The sequence below is a fragment of the Aeromonas sp. QDB30 genome, assembly GCF_027707645.1.
GTDB classification, from domain to species: Bacteria; Pseudomonadota; Gammaproteobacteria; order Enterobacterales; family Aeromonadaceae; genus Aeromonas; species Aeromonas caviae.
In genome coordinates this window covers 17,515-34,245 of sequence record NZ_JAPCIY010000044.1, presented here as the reverse complement: position 1 = coordinate 34,245, position 16,731 = coordinate 17,515, and the positions used below count along the sequence as shown (strand labels likewise).

Sequence of the window (16,731 nt, the reverse complement as noted above, 5' to 3'; positions counted from 1 at the left end):
CGATGTGGAGCGGGTGATGTCACTTTGTAGCCGAGATTGGATAAAACTGACCTAATGTTTAATCCGATTGGTATTACTTGAAGGCCCGTCCTTCCAGATAGTGCTTGCGGCAGAGCGACACATAGCGATCGTTGCCGCCGATCTCCACCTGCTCACCGTCGCGCATCACCTGCCCCGCCTCGTTGACCCGCGAGTTCATGTGGGCCTTGTTGCCGCACCAGCAGATGCTTTTGAGCTCCTCGAACTTGTCCGCCAGACAGAGCAGGTGGTAGGAGCCGGGGAACAGTTCGCCGCGAAAATCGGTCTTGAGACCATAGGCAATCACCGGAATGTCCTGCTCGTCGACGATGCGGGCGAGCTGGTAGACCTGCTCACGGGTCAGGAACTGCGCCTCGTCAACGATGAAGACATCGATGTGCCGCTTTGCGTGGCGCGCCTTGACCATCTCGAAGAGATCGCAGCTGTCGCTGAACACCTCCACTTTCAGCTCAAGACCGACCCTGGCACTGATGACGCCGGCACCGAAGCGATCGTCGATGGCGGGCGTCATGGCCAGCGGATACATGCCACGCTCCAGATAGTTGAAGTGGGCCTGGATGAGCTGGGTCGATTTGCCTGAGTTCATGGTGGCAAATTTGTAGTGCAGTGAAGCCATGATGGGGTTCCGAAACGGGAGTGATGGGGCGCATGCTAACCAAAGCCCCTGCCAAAACCAAGGGGCCCGCAGGCCCCTTGTTCTCTTATGCGACTGCCACGGCGCTATACGCCCGGGCTTTGCGCAAATGGTAACCGGAGAAGATCAGGAACCAGAGCCCGCTCACGGTGAAACCGGCCAGCGCGGAGTGCATCAGCCCCATCACCAGGTAGCCGAGCGCAGCGCCAAAGGCGATGGCCAAGGCATAGGGCAGCTGGGTCATCACGTGATCGATGTGATGGCAACCGGCCCCGGTGGCAGACAGGATGCTGGTGCTGGAGATGGGGGAGCTGTGATCCCCGAACACGGACCCTGCCAATACGGCGGCCAGCATGGGCAGCATCAGACTGATGTCGCTGGCGGCCGCCATGTCGCCGGCCAGCGGCAGCATGATGCCGAAGGTGCCCCAGCTGGTGCCGGTGGCAAACGCCATGGCGCAGGAGAGCACGAAGACCACGGCGGGCAACACTTCCACCGGCAGATTGCCATTGGCCAGGGAGGCCAGGTATTTACCGGTTTCCACATCGCGCACCACGGCGCCGATGGTCCAGGCGAACAGCAGGATGTTGATGGCGGGCAGCATGGCCATGATCCCCTGCGGAGCCGCCTTCATCCAGTTGCTTGCACCGAGCTTGAGGCGCATGGCCAAACCGATGGAGACCACCAGGCTGCACAGGGCGCCATAGACCAGGGAGGAGCCGACATTGGTGTTCTCGAAGGAGCCGAGCACGCTGAACGGCAGCTCCTTGTCGGCCAGCACCGCAGCCCCGGAGTCAATCATGAAATAGACGGTGGCCAGGGTCAGGGTCAGGATGGGCAGCACCATGTCAATCATGCCGCCATTGCTCTCCTCCGGGCTCTCCATGTCGAGCCCGATGGGGCGCCCCTTGGACTCGTCCCACAGCTTGCCCTCCAGTGCCCACTGCTCATGCTGGCGCATGGGGCCGATGTCGAGCTGGAAGGCGATCACCACCAGCACCATGATCAGGGTGAACACCGCATAGAGGTTCATGGGGATCATTTCGACGAAGGCGGAGATGGGGCTCTGGTCGGTCAGACCATGAGCCGCCATGATGCCGCCGACGAGGGCGATGATGTAGGCCCCCCAGGAGGAGATCGGCATCAGCACGCAAACCGGCGCGGCGGTGGAGTCCAGCAGATAAGCCAGCTTGGCGCGGGAGATCTGGAAGCGATCGGTCACCGGACGGCAGATGGCCCCCACCGACAGGCTGTGGAAGAAGTCGTCGATGAAGAAGGCGAACACCATCAGACCGGTCAGGGACTTGGCACCCTTGCGGGTCTTGGCGCGGCGCTCCGCCCACTCGGCAAACGCCCGAGTCGCACCGGAGACGCTCATCAGGCTGATGAGGCCGCCCAGCAGCAACATGAAGAGGATCATGTTGACGTTGTCACGATTGAGCGCACCGTCGACCCAGAAGATCCTGAGCACGGTATCGAGCATGTAATGCAGGGAAGCAAGGGGAGAAAACTGGTTGAGCAGCAGGCTGCCTGCGACTATGCCCACCCCCAGCGACACCAGGACGCGGCGGGTGATGATCGCCAGCGCAACGGCCAGCAGGGGGGGAACGACGGACCAACCGGAGTCGGCGTAATGAACGATGTCCATGATCTCTTTGCACCTAAAGACAACAGGTGGAGATCTACCGAGAGGATCAAAGAAACAAAACCCATGGGGAGGGTATACTCCTCAGCCCCTTCAGGTAGCGCTCCATAGTGGATGACTATGGCAGTCCTGCACCTATTAGATGCAGAACCAGCAACCCGGTATGATGGCCTGGTCACTTCGGCGCCGACTCCTTTCATCGAGCATCGCAGGCATCACCCTCCGCTCGGTTACTCATAGGCAGCGCGCCTCTACTTAAAGGTATTCGCGGCACATTTTATCGAGCCGCCGGGTGATAGCAAGTTTTTTGATTAAATTTCAAGGTTTCTGAGGCACCCACATCTTCAAAGATAGTCAAATGGTTCATCAAAGACTCCACTGGCGATATTTTCATCTGACACGAGTCCATTCGAAGATGTTGGCCCGTCAAACGGATAAAAATATCCTTAATATCTATTTCAAGACTTAATTTATCAGCCTAATTAATTATTTTGGCAGGCTTGACTTGGTACCAATCACCCCTATAAATTATCGAAAAACCAGTTCTTCCCTTAATATTTTGCTCGCGTGGTAGCCAATATGAACGAATTTCTGAAAGTGCTGTTGAATATCCGTAGCCTGCGTGCAGCTTGCCGCGATTTGACGCTGGAACAACTGGAAGAAGGCTTGGAAAAGCTCTCCGCCATCGTCGATGAACGTCGGCAAGATGAATCCGCCGAACGCCAGGCCCGTGAAGAACATCAAAAGAAAATTGCCGAATATGCCGAAATGCTGAAGGCCGCAGGGATCGATCCCGCCGAATTGGTCAACACCGTGGTGCCCGAGAATACCAAGGTCAGCAAACGTGCGCCCCGCCCCGCCAAATATCGTTATCTTGACAATGGCGTGGAAAAAACCTGGACCGGTCAGGGCCGCATGCCCTCGGTCATTGCCAAGGCCGTTGCCGAAGGCAAATCCGTGGAAGCCTTTGCCATCTGACTGCAATATCAGGCCCCTTTCCACAGCAATAAAAAACCTCGCAAGGCGAGGTTTTTTATTGCCGCTTCGAGCGATTGTCAGCCTCTGTCAGCCGCCTTGACCCAGAGGATCTCCGGGGTACCCGACGATACCAGCAGGTATCGGGCGATGGTGAAAAACCAGTCGCTCAGCCGGTTGAGGTAGGGCAAAACGGCCGGATTCACCCGCTCTACGCGGCTCAACCCAAGCAGCAGGCGCTCGCAGCGACGGGTCAGGGTACGCACCACATGTGCCTGGGCCGCCGCCCGCGAACCGCTCGGCAAAATAAAATTGCGCAGCACCGGCAACCCGGCACTGTAGGCATCGATCTGTTGCTCGAGCCTGTTCGTCCAAGCCTCGTTCACCTGCCACAGCGTATCCGTTTGCGATTCACTGGAAAATGCCAGCTCCCCGCCCAGATCAAACAGCTCCTGCTGCAACAATATGAGATCGGCCAGGAGAGTCGTCTCCCCGGCGGGTATTTCAGCCATCAACAAGCCTATTTGGGAATTCAGCTCGTCGATGGCGCCATAGGTCTCGACACGTTTATCGTCTTTGGCCAGGGAAGTGCCATCGGCCAGTCGCGTGAGCCCCTTGTCCCCTTGCCTTGTATATATTCTCATTCTGACATCCTGTTAATAATGGGAATAATCATGGACTCGAGTCCATTGAGCTTTATCTCGTAGGCCAGTGCCAGAGACTGGCCCAGGGTACCGGCCGGAAAACCGCTTCGCGCCATCCATACCAGATAGGGCTCGGGAATATCGATGATGCGCCGCCCCTTGTATTTTCCGTAAGGCATCTTGCTGGCCAGCGTCAGCAAGATGCGCTCATCGCTGAGTCCATCCATATCAATCGATATTCAGGTATTTATGGGTCTGGATGGAGAGTCGCCAGTTACGGGCGATGCAGGTTGCCATGGCCAGCTCCGTGGCCCTGGCTTTCTGGCTGATGGGTTGCAGCGCAATCATCACATCGGGGCGCAGCCGGGCGGTGGCCAGCAGGGCATCCAGCTCCTCGATATGGTGCTCGGTGGCCACCGGGTGCTTGATCTCGTTGGCCCGCTCGAGGGCAGAGACCAGCACCGGCAACCCACCCTTCATGCCGATCTTGGGGGAAACAGTCACCCAGGTCTGCTCATGGGTCAGCACCTCGCTGGTCCCGCTGGTTTCGATCTGCACCTGATAACCCGATGCCACCAGGGCCGAAGAGAGCTCGCGCAAGTCGTAGAGGCAGGGCTCACCACCGGTCAACACCACGTGACGGGCCCGGTAACCGAGCCGGGTAAAGCTGGCCAGAATATCTTCCGTGCTCATCTTGCTCCAGCCGTCGGACTCATTGGAACGATCGAGCACCTCGCCAGGGGCCACCTCACGCTCGGGGTCCACCACCCAGGTGTGGCGGGTATCGCACCAGGGGCAGCCCACCGGGCAGCCCTGAAGGCGAACGAAGATGGCGGGCAGGCCGGTAAATACCCCCTCCCCCTGGATGGTCTGGAAGATCTCGTTGATTGGGTAGTGCATCTTGGTCACGACTTGCTGCAAAAGGGGCGGATTATACCCCAAACCCGGGCTAGGCACAGGCTCAGGATCCGCTTTTCTCGCCCAGTCCGCTCTTCTCGTAAAGTCTGGCACGGATGCCGCTCTTGTCAGCCAGATAGTGATCCAGGCCACGGCGACGCAGCTCGCAGGCCGGACAGGCCCCGCAACCATCTCCCTGGATTCCGTTGTAGCAAGTGAGCGTCTGGTGACGCACGGTATCGAGGTGACCGTAATGATCCGCCAGCGCCCAGGTTTCGGCCTTGTCGAGCCACATCAGGGGGGTTTCGAAGCGGATGGGGCGATCCAGCCCCAGGGAGACCGCCTGATTGAGCGCCTTGACGAAGTCGTCGCGGCAATCGGGATAGCCGGAAAAGTCGGTCTCGCACACCCCGGTGATCACCGCTTCGGCGCCCACCTGATAGGCATAGATGGCCGCCAGGGTCAGGAACAGGATGTTGCGTCCCGGCACGAAGGTGTTGGGCAGGCCGTTCTCCTGAAGCTCGAAGCTCACCGGTATGTCGTCCCGGGTCAGCGCAGAGATGGCCAGCTCCCCGAGCATGGTCACATCCATTACCTTGTGGGCGGCGATCCCGAGCGCCGTCGCCAGATGGCGGGCGGTGTCAATCTCCGCCCGGTGGCGCTGGCCGTAATCGAAGGTGATGGCATGCACTTCGTCATAGCGGGCCTGTGCCTGCACCAGACAGGTGGTGCTGTCCTGCCCGCCACTGAAGACCACGACGGCTTTTTTCATGTTTTTCACTCCTCTGGGCAATTCAACGGCGGCGGCCTTGTGCAAAGTCATGCCACTGCCGGTTCAAATGGGTAAACAGGGTCATCAGCGGGGCGAAGCGCTCAGGATCTCCTTCCCACCGGGACAACAGATGGTAGCCCGCCTCCAGGGTGGACAGTGCCTCTTCAAAGGGCTTCTTGCGAATGGAATATTGCCCGGCAATGGCGCCGAGGGTGATCCGCGGCAACCCGAGCAGTGCAGGCGAGCTGTGCAACATGCGATAGGCTTTGCGCCAGGTGCCATCGAGGAGGATGAAGTGGGCTCGCACGGTGCGCCCACTCCTCAGGAGATGCTCCCTTGCCTCTATCAGGGTCAGGGCCTCCTCATCGGGCCACAGCACGTAGCACTGGACAGCGGGGTCGGCAAGCAGGGCATTGAGCCCTTCGTCGTCGGAAAAGTCCTCCCCCACATGAATGCGTACATCGGTCAGGGACGCCGCCAGCAACGCAGCCGTCCCCTTGGGGTGACCTACTTCGGCAGGGTGTTGCAGGATATGGAGCGCAGCCAGGTTCGGCACACGCTGAATATAATCGCACAGGCACGCTTTGAGGGCCCGGGTACAGCGTGTACAGTATCGGCTCTCTTTGTCGTTGGGCTGCTTCATGTTGTCAGGAAAATCGGGTCTGCTCTGGGTCATCGCGCTTTCGCTCGTCACTGCCTTGCTCTTTTTCACCGTGCCAAATCATCAGCTCGCCTTCGATCGCGACCTGATCGCCCAGGGCGAAGGGTGGCGCATCATAACAGGCAATCTGGCACACACCAATGGATGGCATCTGCTGCTCAACCTGAGCGGTCTGGCCGTGCTCTACAGCCTGTTTCAGGAGTACCTGACGGGATGGCGCCTGCCCGTGCTGCTGCTGCTGCTGGGAACGGCGGTCGGACTCGGCATCTGGTGGGGCTGCCCGCAAACCCAGTGGTACATGGGACTCTCCGGCCTGCTGCACGGCTTGTTCGTATGGGGTGCCATGCAGGACATCCGCTTTCGCCGTCACTCCGGCTGGCTGATGCTGGCGGGCGTCGCCATCAAGCTCGGTGTGGACTTTTACAGTGCCGGCGAGAGCCCTGTCTCCGCCTTGATCGGTGCCAGGGTGCACATCGAGTCACACTTCATCGGCGCACTCGCCGGCCTGCTGCTCGGCCTCTTCCCCATTCGTCTGGACACCCAGGCCGTCCACTCCTGAACTCCCTATAGGCAGGGCCAGCCCACGGCCAAAATGCAGCAGGCCGGATCTGGGATCCGGCCTGCGCTCATTCGCCCATTACGCCGTTACCGGCAAAGCTCGGCATTGATCGCCCCAAGCACGGCGGCGGGATCCGAGGACTGGGTGATAGGACGGCCGATCACCAGATAATCCGCCCCCGCCTCCACCGCTGCCAGCGGCGTCATGACGCGGCGCTGATCACCGGCAGCCGATCCGCTCGGACGAATGCCCGGCGTCACCAGCTTGAATTCGGCTCCCAGCAGCCCCTTCAGCACACTCGCCTCTTCCGCGGAGCAGACCACACCATCCAGCCCGGCCGCCTTGGCAAGGGTGGCCAGGCGGATCACCTGTTCTGCCGGCGTCACATCCAGACCCAGGGGCGCCATGTCGGACTGCTCCATGCTGGTCAGCACGGTTACCCCGATGAGCAGGGGCGCCTTGTCCCCGTATGGCAGCAACGCCTCTCTGGCGGCACGCATCATGCGTTCGCCACCGCTGGCATGGACATTCACCATCCAGACGCCCAGCTCCGCACTGGCCGCCACCGCCTTGGCGACGGTGTTGGGAATGTCGTGAAATTTCAGATCCAGGAAGACGTCGAACCCCTTGGCCACCAGTTGACGAACGAACTGGGGACCAAACAGGGTAAACATCTCCTTGCCTACTTTGAGGCGGCACTGGGCCGGTGAGATCTGCTCAATGAAGGCAAAGGCGTCGGCTTCGTGCTGATAATCCAGCGCGACCAGTACTTTGGGGTCTTGCATGTCACTTCCTATGGATTGTTATGCCACAGCCAGGCGCAGCAGAGCCGGGGCCCGGTTGCACGCTGGCATCTGAAATTCTTGGGTATCCGTGCTCGCCCGGGCGTGTTGGCCTCGCTGGCGTTTACTCCCCATCCAGCCCTCGGATCGGCTTGATGGTGCCCCACTGCCGGCAGGAAGGGCATTGCCAGAACAGCGAATGGGTGGCAAAGCCGCACTGACGGCACTTGTGGGTCGACTTGATCTTGATCTGCTCACCGACCAACTGTTGCAGCAGCTCCAGGCTCTCCTTGGCAGGCCCCTCCTCGGCACTGGCCAACTGGAAACCGACCAGCTGATAAAACCCCTTCATGGAGGGGTGGCGACGCAGTTGGCGCAGCACCAGCGCACGGGCCTGACTCAACCCATCGCGGGCCTCCACCAGATTGGCCAGCGCCAGGGTCACGCTGACCCCCGCATGATCCTCTACCGCTTTTTCAAGCAGCGGGATCAGCTCCTGGCTGCGACCAAGCTGGCGATAGCAATCAAGCAGTTTTGGCATGGCTTCGGAGGCAAAGTCGATGTCCTGCTCGAACACCCGCAGGAGCTCCTTGGCCGCATCCTCGAACCTGCCCTCCTCCATCGCCAGATCGGCCAGCCGCAAGCTGGCGCGGGCACAGGCCGGGTGGGCACCGAGCGCACGCTTGAGCTTGGCGATCCCCGCAGGCTTGTCGCCATCGCGCAAGGCACTCTCCGCCTGTTCGCAATAGAAGTGGGAAATGGGCTCGGCCAGCTTCTTGCCCTGGAATTTCTGCAGACGCACCGCCACGGCGATGGCATTGTCCCAGTCACGCAACTGCTGATGAATGATCAGGAGCTGTGCCAGAGCCGTCTCTTCGAAATCGCTGTCATCACACAGCTCTTTCCAGAGTGCTTCGGCCCGATCGAGCAAGCCGGCAGCCAGAAAGTCACGGGCCAGCTCCTGCAAGGCAAGCTGACGCTGCTCACGGGTCAGCTGACGGGCGACCAGGTTCTGGTGGATCTTGATGGCGCGATCGACTTCGCCCCGTTGACGGAACAGGTTGCCGAGGGAGAGGTGGGTTTCGATGGTTTCGCTGTCGACTTCCAGCAGCTGGATAAAGAGATCCACCGCCTTGTCCGACTCGTCAGAGAGCAAATAGTTGAGGCCCGCCACGTACTGGCGGGAAAACTGGTTACTCTGTTGCTGGGTGTCCTGGCGAACACTCCTGCGGCCCATGTACCAGCCATAACCAGCGGCGATGGGCAACAGCAGGAAAAGCAGTTCAAGCATCGAGGGACATTATTCCTTGGTTGTCGACCGGGCAAGATCCAACTCGCGAGATTGACGACGCATGGTTCGGTTCAGGGTGCGATTTTGCAGTTTGAGACGCAGGAACAGCAGGCCAAACACCAGCCAGCCCAGCAGAAAACCGCCGGCGAAGAAGAACCCCAGCAACATGGAGAGCGAGAACTCCCCCTGGGCGATCAGGTAGTTGAACTGCACCAGCTGACCATTTTGAGAACCGATGGCAAGGGTCAGGACAAACACCAGCACCAGTGGAATGAGGGCCAAGATACGCTTCATGGGAGCTCCCTGTCTGTAGCGAATGAGTGACTGATTATCCTTAAAATCACAGGCAGACTCTAGCGCGAATGGGAAAAGAGTGTGAGAAACCCGACAACGGGCAGACTCCAGGCCATAAAAATGAAAAAGGCATACTCAGGTATGCCGTTTTCTGCATTATTCGATGATGTTGACGCGTTCGCGCAACTCTTTGCCAGGTTTGAAGTGCGGGACATATTTCCCGGTCAGTTCAACCTTGTCCCCGGTCTTGGGGTTGCGACCCACGCGGGGCGCACGATAGTGCAGCGAGAAACTGCCAAATCCTCGGATTTCAATCCGGTCGCCGTTTTGCAAGGTCGATGCCATCTGCTCAAGGATCTCCTTGATTGCGGCTTCGACATCCTTGGCCGGCATATGCATGCGGCTGGCTGCCAGTTGTTCGATGAGATCTGATTTGGTCATAAGGTTAAATCTCCTTCCCCGATCACATGCAATTATCATTTTGCCAAGATAAAAAAGGGCGGCGCAATGCCGCCCTTTTCTTGCATCAAGGATTACTCACCCTTGGCGGCTTTGAACGCTTCCATCATGGCATTGCTGAACACAACTTCTTCTTGTTGGTTCAGGCTGTCGATGGCAACACGCTCATCAGCCTCGTCCTTGGCACGGACAGACAGGCTCACGGTGCGGTTCTTGCGATCAACGCCCATGAATTTGGCTTCAACTTCGTCACCAACAGACAGCACCAGAGTGGCGTCTTCTACGCGGTCACGAGCAGCGTCGGAGGCACGCAGGTAGCCTTCTACGCCGTCAGCCAGTTCGATCACGGCACCCTTGGCATCAACCTCGGTAACCTTGCCCTTCACAATAGCACCTTTCTTGTTGTCAGACAGATACTTATTGAACGGGTCTTCTTCGATCTGCTTGACGCCCAGGGAGATGCGCTCACGCTCCGGGTCCACTTGCAGAACAACGGCTTCGATTTCGTCGCCCTTCTTGAATTCACGCACGGCTTCTTCGCCCTGGTTGTTCCAGGAGATGTCAGACAGGTGAACCAGGCCGTCGATGCCGCCATCCAGACCGATGAAGATACCGAAGTCAGTGATGGACTTGATCTTGCCGGAAACACGGTCGCCCTTGGCGTGAGTTTCGGCAAACAGCTGCCACGGGTTGGATTTGCACTGCTTCAGACCCAGGGAGATACGACGACGCTCTTCGTCGATGTCCAGAACCATCACGTCAACCACGTCGCCAACGTTGACAACCTTGGACGGGTGGATGTTCTTGTTGGTCCAATCCATCTCGGATACGTGTACCAGGCCTTCCACGCCTTCTTCGATTTCAACGAAGCAGCCGTAGTCGGTCAGGTTGGTCACGCGGCCAGACAGACGGGTGGTCTCCGGGTAACGCTTGGCGATAGCAACCCAGGGATCTTCGCCCAGCTGCTTCAGGCCCAGGGATACACGGGTACGCTCGCGGTCGAACTTCAGAACCTTGACAGCGATCTCGTCGCCAACGTTGACGATTTCGGAAGGATGCTTAACGCGCTTCCACGCCATGTCGGTGATGTGCAGCAGGCCGTCAACACCGCCCAGATCTACGAATGCACCGTAGTCGGTCAGGTTCTTGACGATACCCTTAACTTCTTGACCTTCTTGCAGGTTGGCCAGCAGGCTTTCACGCTCGGAGGTGTTCTCGGTCTCGATCACGGCACGACGGGAAACAACAACGTTGTTGCGCTTCTGGTCCAGCTTGATGACTTTGAACTCGAGTTCTTTGTTTTCCAGGTGAGCGGTGTCACGGATCGGACGCACGTCAACCAGAGAACCCGGCAGGAAGGCACGGATGCCGTTCAGCTCAACGGTGAAACCACCCTTGACCTTGCCGTTGATGATACCGATAACGGTAGCTTGCTCTTCGTAAGCTTTTTCAAGCTGCAGCCAGGCTTCGTGGCGCTTGGCTTTTTCGCGGGACAGCTTGGTTTCGCCGAAACCATCTTCGATAGAGTCCAGAGCCACGTCAACGGAGTCACCTACGTTGATTTCCAGCTCGCCCATGGCGTTCTTGAATTCTTCAGCCGGGATAGCAGACTCGGATTTCAGACCGGCATCAACCAGTACGAAACCGTTCTCGATAGCAACGACAGTGCCCTTGACGATGGAACCTTGACGGGTTTCAACGGCGTTCAGGGACTCTTCAAAGAGTTGAGCAAAAGATTCGATCATTGTTTATGTCACAAATGAAACATCCACTTGCAATCCGGCACAAGCGGGGTTGTTTTAAATTATCTGCGCCATCCTTGGTGCAGACGACTGACATCAGTTTGCGCTGATATCACCAAGTTGTTGCTCTGCATAGGCAAGCACCGTTGCCAGCACTTCATCTATGGTCATGGACGTTGAGTCTACAACAAGAGCATCTTCCGCGGGTTTCAGGGGAGCGACGGCGCGATTTCTGTCGCGATCGTCACGTTCCCGAATCTCGGTTAAAAGACGCTCAAAGTTAACATCAAAGCCCTTATCTTGCAACTGCTTATAGCGGCGCTGGGCCCGCTCCTCGGCGCTGGCGTCGAGGAAAATCTTCACATCCGCCTCGGGGAAAACCACTGTACCCATGTCGCGACCGTCGGCGATGAGACCGGGGGCTTGGCGGAATGCACGCTGACGGCGCAGCAGGGCTTCACGTACCCGGGGAAACGCCGCGATTTTGCTGGCCGCGTTGCCCACTTCTTCAGTACGAATGGTGCGGGAAACATCCTCCCCTTCGAGGATCACCTTGACCAGCTCCCCTTCTACCTGGAATTGCACATCCAGATTGGCGGCCAGGGGAACCAATGCGGCTTCGGAATCGAGCTCCACATCGTGATGCAGGGCTGCCAGGGAGAGCACCCGGTAGATGGCACCGGAATCGAGCAGGTGCCAGCCCAGTTTTTCAGCCAGCAACTGGCACAAGGTGCCTTTTCCTGCTCCACTTGGGCCATCAATAGTCATCACGGGGGCCATCTGAGCCATAACGTTTCTCCTGCGCACTCGGCATCTTGACTGGTTGCACACATCCCTGTCGGGATGGGTTAATGGGCGCCGATTATACCCGAATGCGCCGTCGCTGGCAGTTGTCAGGGCACACAATTGCGCAAAAGTCGTCGTGATTGCACCTATTCTGACCAATCGGGTTAACCCACTTCTCACGCAAGGTTTTGTTCTTATGGTTGTTCCGAACAATGCGCGCTAAACTGGCCGCCCTTTTTTAAGCAGCTGTAGTCAGGAGCAACCATATGAGCAGCGTTACCCTCGTGGCCAAATCCAAGTTGCCGACCCCCTGGGGCACTTTCACGCTGGTTGGTTTTCAGGAAACCGGCACGGGCAAGGATCATGCCGCGCTGGTGATGGGCGATATCGCAGACGGCGAACCCGTGCTGGGACGCATTCATTCCGAGTGTCTGACCGGGGATGCCCTGTTCAGTCTGCGTTGTGACTGCGGCTTCCAATTGCAGGCCGCGCTGGAAAACATCGCCAAGGCGGGTCGCGGCGTCCTGCTGTATGTCCGTCAAGAAGGGCGAGGCATCGGCTTGCTCAACAAGATCCGGGCCTATCATCTGCAGGATCAGGGGGCCGATACCGTGGAGGCCAACGTGGCGCTTGGCTTTGCCGCCGACATGCGCGACTACACCATCTGCGCCGACATGCTCAAGGCGCTCGAGGTCAAGTCCCTGCGCCTGATGACCAACAACCCGCGCAAGTTGAAGGCGATGGAATCCTTTGGCATCCCGGTGGCGGAGCGCGTGCCCCTTCAGGAAGGTCGCAATCCCCACAACGAGTTTTATCTCTCCACCAAGGCAAACAAGCTGGATCACCTGTTCAAGAAATAAGGTTGCATCCACCTTGTCAGCATACGCCTCCAGATTGGAGGCGTTTTTATTGGTGATACCACTCAATCATTCAGTATCTGTAGCGTAATGATTAGACACATCCCCTTGCGCCAGCAAAAAATCCCGCAACGCTCGGTTCGCCATGGAGAGCGGATCCCCCCGTCGCCAGGCTACGCAGAGATCCAGGAAGATGGGGGGTGAAAAAGGGATGCCGATGAGGGCTGGCTCCTCTTCCAGCGCCATGCGCAGGAAGGTGGTCACGGCGAATCCCTGACGCACCACCGCCTTGAGCAGCGGGATGAGATTGCTTTCGAACGCGATGTCAGGCTCTACCCCCAGCCCCTGCGCCAACACCTCCATGTGTTCCCTGTGGTAGAAGCCTCGCCGGAACATGGCGAGCTCCTGGCCGAAGAACTGTGGCAGCGAGACCACCTCAGCGCCGCGCAGGGGGTGCTCCTCCCCCACCACCATCAGCATCTCTTCCCGCAGCAGTTGCGCCCCCTCGAGGGCCGGTGGCAGATCGCTGGTGATGAGGATGGCGAGATCCAGACTGCCATCCACCATGCGGCTGAGCAGCTCCCGGGTGCCCGCCTCCTCCACCCGGATCTTCAAGCCGGGGTAGCGATGCTTGAACGCCATCAGGATTGGCGGGAAGTAATAGGAGCCCATCATGTAGGGGATGCCGATGCGCACCTCCCCCCGCTCCAGCCCCTTGAGCTCGGCCATCTCGGCCTCGGCCTGGTGCATCTGGCGCAGCAGCCGTTCGGCGTGGCGACAGAGGACCTCTCCCTCCGGGGTGAGGCGAACGCTGCGGTCCTGCCGGTCAAACAGCCGCAGATCGAGCTGCTGCTCCAGCTTGGCGATGGCCATGCTGACGGCAGGCTGGGCCACGTTCAGCCCCTGGGCCGCCCTGGTGAAGGAGCCGGCATCGCGCACCGCCAGCAGGTATCCAAGCTGTTTCAGGTCCATATCAATTTCATTTATCAGGGTGATAACTTAAATATATTATATTTATACGTTTCGTCGCACTACCCTGCACAAAAGTCGTCGGGACAACTCCATATGATCGAAGTAGGCAGTCGCGAATGGATACGCGCCACCCTGGCCCTCAGCCTGGGTTCCTTCCTGGTATTCCTCAATCTCTACCAGACCCATCCCCTGCTGCCGCTCCTGGCAGAGGTTTTCTCGGTCAGCGCCTTGTCCGCCAGCTGGACGCTGGCAGGCTGTACCGCAGGGCTTGCAGGCTCCCTGCTCGTCTGTGCCCGTCTGGCTGATCGGTTCGGACGGCGGCGGATCATGCTGTGGACCCTGGCGGCCGCCATCCTGCTCTCCCTGTGCATCCCCTGGGTCACCCACTTTGATGTGCTGGTGAGCCTGCGCATCCTGCAAGGCGTCCTGCTGGCAGGGCTGCCCGCCACCGCCATTGCCTACATGGGGGAAGAGTTCAGCAAACGTGCCCTGATCGTAGCCGTCGGCGTCTATATCGCGGCCAACTCCCTGGGAGGCATCGCGGGCCGGGTGGTCGGCGGTCTGCTGGCTGGCTGGTTTGGTGACTGGCAGCACACCTTCCTCGGTATCGGGATCATCAGCCTCGCCCTGCTGCCACTGGTCATCTGGCTGCTGCCCGCCCAGCGCTGCTTCGTGGCCGTGGAGGCAGCGCCTGGGCAACTGCGCCGCGCCATCCAGAGTCACCTTGGCAACCCCTTGCTGGTGGGGGCCTATCTCATCGGCGGCCTCAACTTCATGGTCTTCCTGAACCAGTACAGCTATCTCACCTTCCTGCTGGCCAAGGCCCCCTTCTCCCTGCCGACCCAGTGGCTCGGCATGCTGTTTCTGACCTACCTCACCGGCACCGTCGCCTCTTCACTGAGCGGCCGCGGGGCCCATCGCTGGGGAGCACAACGTCTGCTGCTGGCGGGAATAACCTTGATGGCACTCGGAAGCCTGGCCCTGTTGCAGGGGAGCCTTGTCGCCATCATCGGGGGATTGCTTGTCTCGAGCTTCGGCTTCTTCCTGGCCCACGCCTGTGCCAGCGCCTGGGTCGGCCAGCACGTGGAGCACAACCGGGCGCTCGCCTCGTCGCTCTATCTGGTGGGGTACTACCTGGGAGCCAGTCTGGGCGGGCTTTATCTGCACCCCTTCTGGGAGCAAGGGGGGCTATGGGGTCTGGTGCTCGGCATCGAGCTGGTGTTGATCATCACCGCCGGGTTGAGCCTCTGGCTCGGTCACTTGAAAGGACGTGTGGCGCCCGCTTGTGCGTTGACGCCACAGGATCAGGCTCCCGTCAACGGGCCCTTCCCTCACAGACCGTCATAATAGTCCGCCGGTACCGGCACCACGGCGCCGGTGCAGAGCTCTTCGTCGATCACCTCCTCAAGCGGGCGCAGATGAAACTTGATCTGCCCAGAGGGCAGCATCAATCCTATATCCGGATTGCGTCCGTCATCGATGTTGCCAGTCTTGAAGGGGACATCCGGATGCCTCGTCACCAAGGCCGTGAGCGAGGGCACCACCAGCTCGATATGTTCGAGCCCGGCCTGATGGCTTCGACCCGCCTTGGGGGCGGCCAGTTCGATGCAGGGGACGGTCACCTGCTCCCAGCAGACAGGCTGGTGCAAGCGATAGGTGGCGATGGGACGCCCGCCTATCATTCCCTCCACCAGCAAGACTCCGTGGGCGGCCAGCACCGCTTTCAACTCCAGATATTCCGGCAGGGTGGCGGCGCGGTAGCAGAGGTGATCCACCACGGGGGAGTCCTTGACTCCCATGACGGCATGCATTTCCGTGAGCAGTTGGCAAACAAATGGGGCCATGGGCCCCAGTGTGGAATCCAGTGGATGTGACATGATCACCATTTCTTCTTGGGTTGGAACAGGACGTCCAGTTCGTCCGTCTCTTTGTCCTTGATGTTTTGCAGCTCCTTCTCGCTGTGCTGCTGCAGGTGTTCTTCCAGCTGGCGCATCCCCTGACGCATGTCCTCTTCCCGCGCCAGCAGGTAGGGATCCTTGTCGGTGACATTGGCCAGCGCTCCCAGTCCCTTGGTGTAGAGCTGGCGGCAGGTGCCGTACTGCCCCTGGATCTGGGCATCCATGGCCCGCTTGAGCAGGTTGGCGATATTGATCTTGAGCTGCATCAGCTCGAGGCGGCGATCCTCCTGGGCAAAGCCCTGGGGATCTATCTTGCCCTTGTTGTGCTCGACCCGCAGCACGGCCCGCATTTTCTTGGCCAGTTGCAGCATCTGGATGGCCTGGCGGTCGGACTCCGGCGTCTTGAAATGCCCCTCGTCCTGGCTGCTGTAGTTCTCCTGCACGTTCTTGATCTGGAGCTGGACGTCGGCGATGCGCTGCTTGACCTGCGCATTGGGCATCACCAGCGCGATGGCGCGGTAGGCATCCAGGATCCGGTGTTGCAACAGCAGCACCATGTTTTTGGAAAAGGGCACCAGGTTGACGTTCAGCAACACCTCTTCGGTCTCGTCTGCCACCGCCTTGTGACGGGCAATGGCCTGGCGCTTGTCCGATTCGGCCTTCTGCTTGTATTGCTGCACCACGTTATAGGCGATGACCAGAAACAGGAGTGCGCCGATTGACAGCAATATCAGGGTTAAAATCATAGGGTGTTCACACTCCAGTCCCAATCCAATTGCGAGATCCTACAACAGCTTAGCCTCATAGGGTAGCGCCCAGATCCC

20 protein-coding genes and 1 riboswitch are annotated in these 16,731 nt (G+C 59.2%); of the genes, 4 read left to right on the top strand and 16 right to left on the bottom strand.

The window, feature by feature from the left end; translation table 11 throughout:
• Positions 1-73: 73 nt before the first annotated feature.
• Together PG896_RS13780 and PG896_RS13775 are read right to left on the bottom strand one after the other, a co-directional pair.
• Positions 74-655 carry a thymidine kinase gene (locus PG896_RS13780; protein WP_010674989.1) on the bottom strand — a complete coding sequence of 194 codons (582 nt, stop codon included), beginning with the start codon at positions 653-655 and terminating at the stop codon, positions 74-76.
• A gap of 85 nt (positions 656-740) precedes the next feature.
• On the bottom strand, positions 741-2,321 hold the full coding sequence (locus tag PG896_RS13775; RefSeq protein ID WP_216944342.1) for a Na+/H+ antiporter NhaC family protein: 1,581 nt from the start codon (positions 2,319-2,321) through the stop codon (positions 741-743).
• 87 nt (positions 2,322-2,408) lie between these two features.
• A riboswitch (Lysine riboswitch) is annotated at positions 2,409-2,580 on the bottom strand.
• 317 nt (positions 2,581-2,897) lie between these two features.
• Between PG896_RS13775 and PG896_RS13770 the strand changes: the two genes are divergently transcribed.
• Positions 2,898-3,296, top strand: coding sequence for an H-NS family histone-like protein (locus tag PG896_RS13770; RefSeq protein ID WP_041215041.1), 399 nt, complete (start codon positions 2,898-2,900; stop codon positions 3,294-3,296).
• 77 nt (positions 3,297-3,373) lie between these two features.
• Here PG896_RS13770 and PG896_RS13765 read toward each other — a convergent pair whose 3' ends face one another.
• The 5 genes from PG896_RS13765 to PG896_RS13745 form a co-directional block, all read right to left on the bottom strand.
• A complete protein-coding gene (locus PG896_RS13765) occupies positions 3,374-3,937 on the bottom strand; it encodes a cob(I)yrinic acid a,c-diamide adenosyltransferase (RefSeq protein WP_041211547.1) in 564 nt (187 codons plus the stop codon).
• Positions 3,934-4,164, bottom strand: a complete 231-nt coding sequence (locus PG896_RS13760) for a DUF3820 family protein (RefSeq protein ID WP_039038687.1) — start codon at positions 4,162-4,164, stop codon at positions 3,934-3,936. Before PG896_RS13760 ends, PG896_RS13765 begins: the two co-directional genes overlap by 4 nt.
• A gap of 1 nt (position 4,165) precedes the next feature.
• Positions 4,166-4,837: a 7-carboxy-7-deazaguanine synthase QueE gene (gene queE / locus PG896_RS13755; RefSeq protein WP_010674994.1), complete on the bottom strand. Its 672-nt coding sequence runs from the start codon at positions 4,835-4,837 to the stop codon at positions 4,166-4,168.
• 61 nt (positions 4,838-4,898) lie between these two features.
• Positions 4,899-5,606: a 7-cyano-7-deazaguanine synthase QueC gene (queC, locus tag PG896_RS13750; RefSeq protein WP_128273342.1), complete on the bottom strand. Its 708-nt coding sequence runs from the start codon at positions 5,604-5,606 to the stop codon at positions 4,899-4,901.
• Positions 5,607-5,628: 22 nt separating this feature from the next.
• A complete protein-coding gene (locus tag PG896_RS13745; protein ID WP_171865339.1) occupies positions 5,629-6,282 on the bottom strand; it encodes a tRNA-uridine aminocarboxypropyltransferase in 654 nt (217 codons plus the stop codon).
• Here PG896_RS13745 and rrtA point away from each other — a divergent pair.
• Positions 6,248-6,826, top strand: a complete 579-nt coding sequence (rrtA, locus tag PG896_RS13740) for a rhombosortase (RefSeq protein ID WP_223937785.1) — start codon at positions 6,248-6,250, stop codon at positions 6,824-6,826. The genes PG896_RS13745 and rrtA overlap by 35 nt on opposite strands.
• A gap of 86 nt (positions 6,827-6,912) precedes the next feature.
• Here rrtA and pyrF read toward each other — a convergent pair whose 3' ends face one another.
• The 6 genes from pyrF to cmk all read right to left on the bottom strand — a co-directional run bounded on the left by pyrF (position 6,913) and on the right by cmk (position 12,183).
• Complete coding sequence (gene pyrF, locus PG896_RS13735) at positions 6,913-7,611, bottom strand: orotidine-5'-phosphate decarboxylase (protein WP_010674998.1); 699 nt, start codon at positions 7,609-7,611, stop codon at positions 6,913-6,915.
• Between the two features lie 121 nt (positions 7,612-7,732).
• On the bottom strand, positions 7,733-8,899 hold the full coding sequence (lapB, locus tag PG896_RS13730) for a lipopolysaccharide assembly protein LapB (RefSeq protein WP_103260269.1): 1,167 nt from the start codon (positions 8,897-8,899) through the stop codon (positions 7,733-7,735).
• A gap of 9 nt (positions 8,900-8,908) precedes the next feature.
• Complete coding sequence (locus PG896_RS13725; protein ID WP_171865340.1) at positions 8,909-9,193, bottom strand: LapA family protein; 285 nt, start codon at positions 9,191-9,193, stop codon at positions 8,909-8,911.
• A gap of 156 nt (positions 9,194-9,349) precedes the next feature.
• Entirely contained in the window at positions 9,350-9,634 is a 285-nt protein-coding gene (gene ihfB / locus PG896_RS13720; RefSeq protein WP_005299934.1) for an integration host factor subunit beta, read from the bottom strand.
• A gap of 92 nt (positions 9,635-9,726) precedes the next feature.
• Positions 9,727-11,397, bottom strand: a complete 1,671-nt coding sequence (gene rpsA, locus PG896_RS13715; RefSeq protein WP_010675001.1) for a 30S ribosomal protein S1 — start codon at positions 11,395-11,397, stop codon at positions 9,727-9,729.
• Positions 11,398-11,490: 93 nt separating this feature from the next.
• On the bottom strand, positions 11,491-12,183 hold the full coding sequence (gene cmk / locus PG896_RS13710) for a (d)CMP kinase (protein WP_270835808.1): 693 nt from the start codon (positions 12,181-12,183) through the stop codon (positions 11,491-11,493).
• A gap of 263 nt (positions 12,184-12,446) precedes the next feature.
• Between cmk and ribA the strand changes: the two genes are divergently transcribed.
• Positions 12,447-13,040, top strand: coding sequence for a GTP cyclohydrolase II (gene ribA / locus PG896_RS13705; protein ID WP_010675003.1), 594 nt, complete (start codon positions 12,447-12,449; stop codon positions 13,038-13,040).
• Positions 13,041-13,106: 66 nt separating this feature from the next.
• Here ribA and PG896_RS13700 read toward each other — a convergent pair whose 3' ends face one another.
• Positions 13,107-14,009 (bottom strand): LysR family transcriptional regulator, encoded by a 903-nt coding sequence (locus tag PG896_RS13700; protein ID WP_161470564.1) that lies wholly within the window; start codon positions 14,007-14,009, stop codon positions 13,107-13,109.
• 93 nt (positions 14,010-14,102) lie between these two features.
• Here PG896_RS13700 and PG896_RS13695 point away from each other — a divergent pair, with 93 nt between their 5' ends.
• Positions 14,103-15,356, top strand: a complete 1,254-nt coding sequence (locus PG896_RS13695) for an MFS transporter (RefSeq protein ID WP_161470563.1) — start codon at positions 14,103-14,105, stop codon at positions 15,354-15,356.
• On the opposite strand, the gene PG896_RS13690 is transcribed toward PG896_RS13695, so the two are convergent.
• Both PG896_RS13690 and PG896_RS13685 read right to left on the bottom strand, forming a co-directional pair.
• Complete coding sequence (locus tag PG896_RS13690) at positions 15,341-15,895, bottom strand: VOC family protein (protein WP_182951689.1); 555 nt, start codon at positions 15,893-15,895, stop codon at positions 15,341-15,343. The genes PG896_RS13695 and PG896_RS13690 overlap by 16 nt on opposite strands.
• Positions 15,889-16,653 carry a hypothetical protein gene (locus PG896_RS13685; protein WP_010675007.1) on the bottom strand — a complete coding sequence of 255 codons (765 nt, stop codon included), beginning with the start codon at positions 16,651-16,653 and terminating at the stop codon, positions 15,889-15,891. The genes PG896_RS13690 and PG896_RS13685 overlap by 7 nt, the downstream gene beginning before the upstream one ends.
• Between the last annotated feature and the right edge of the window lie 78 nt (positions 16,654-16,731).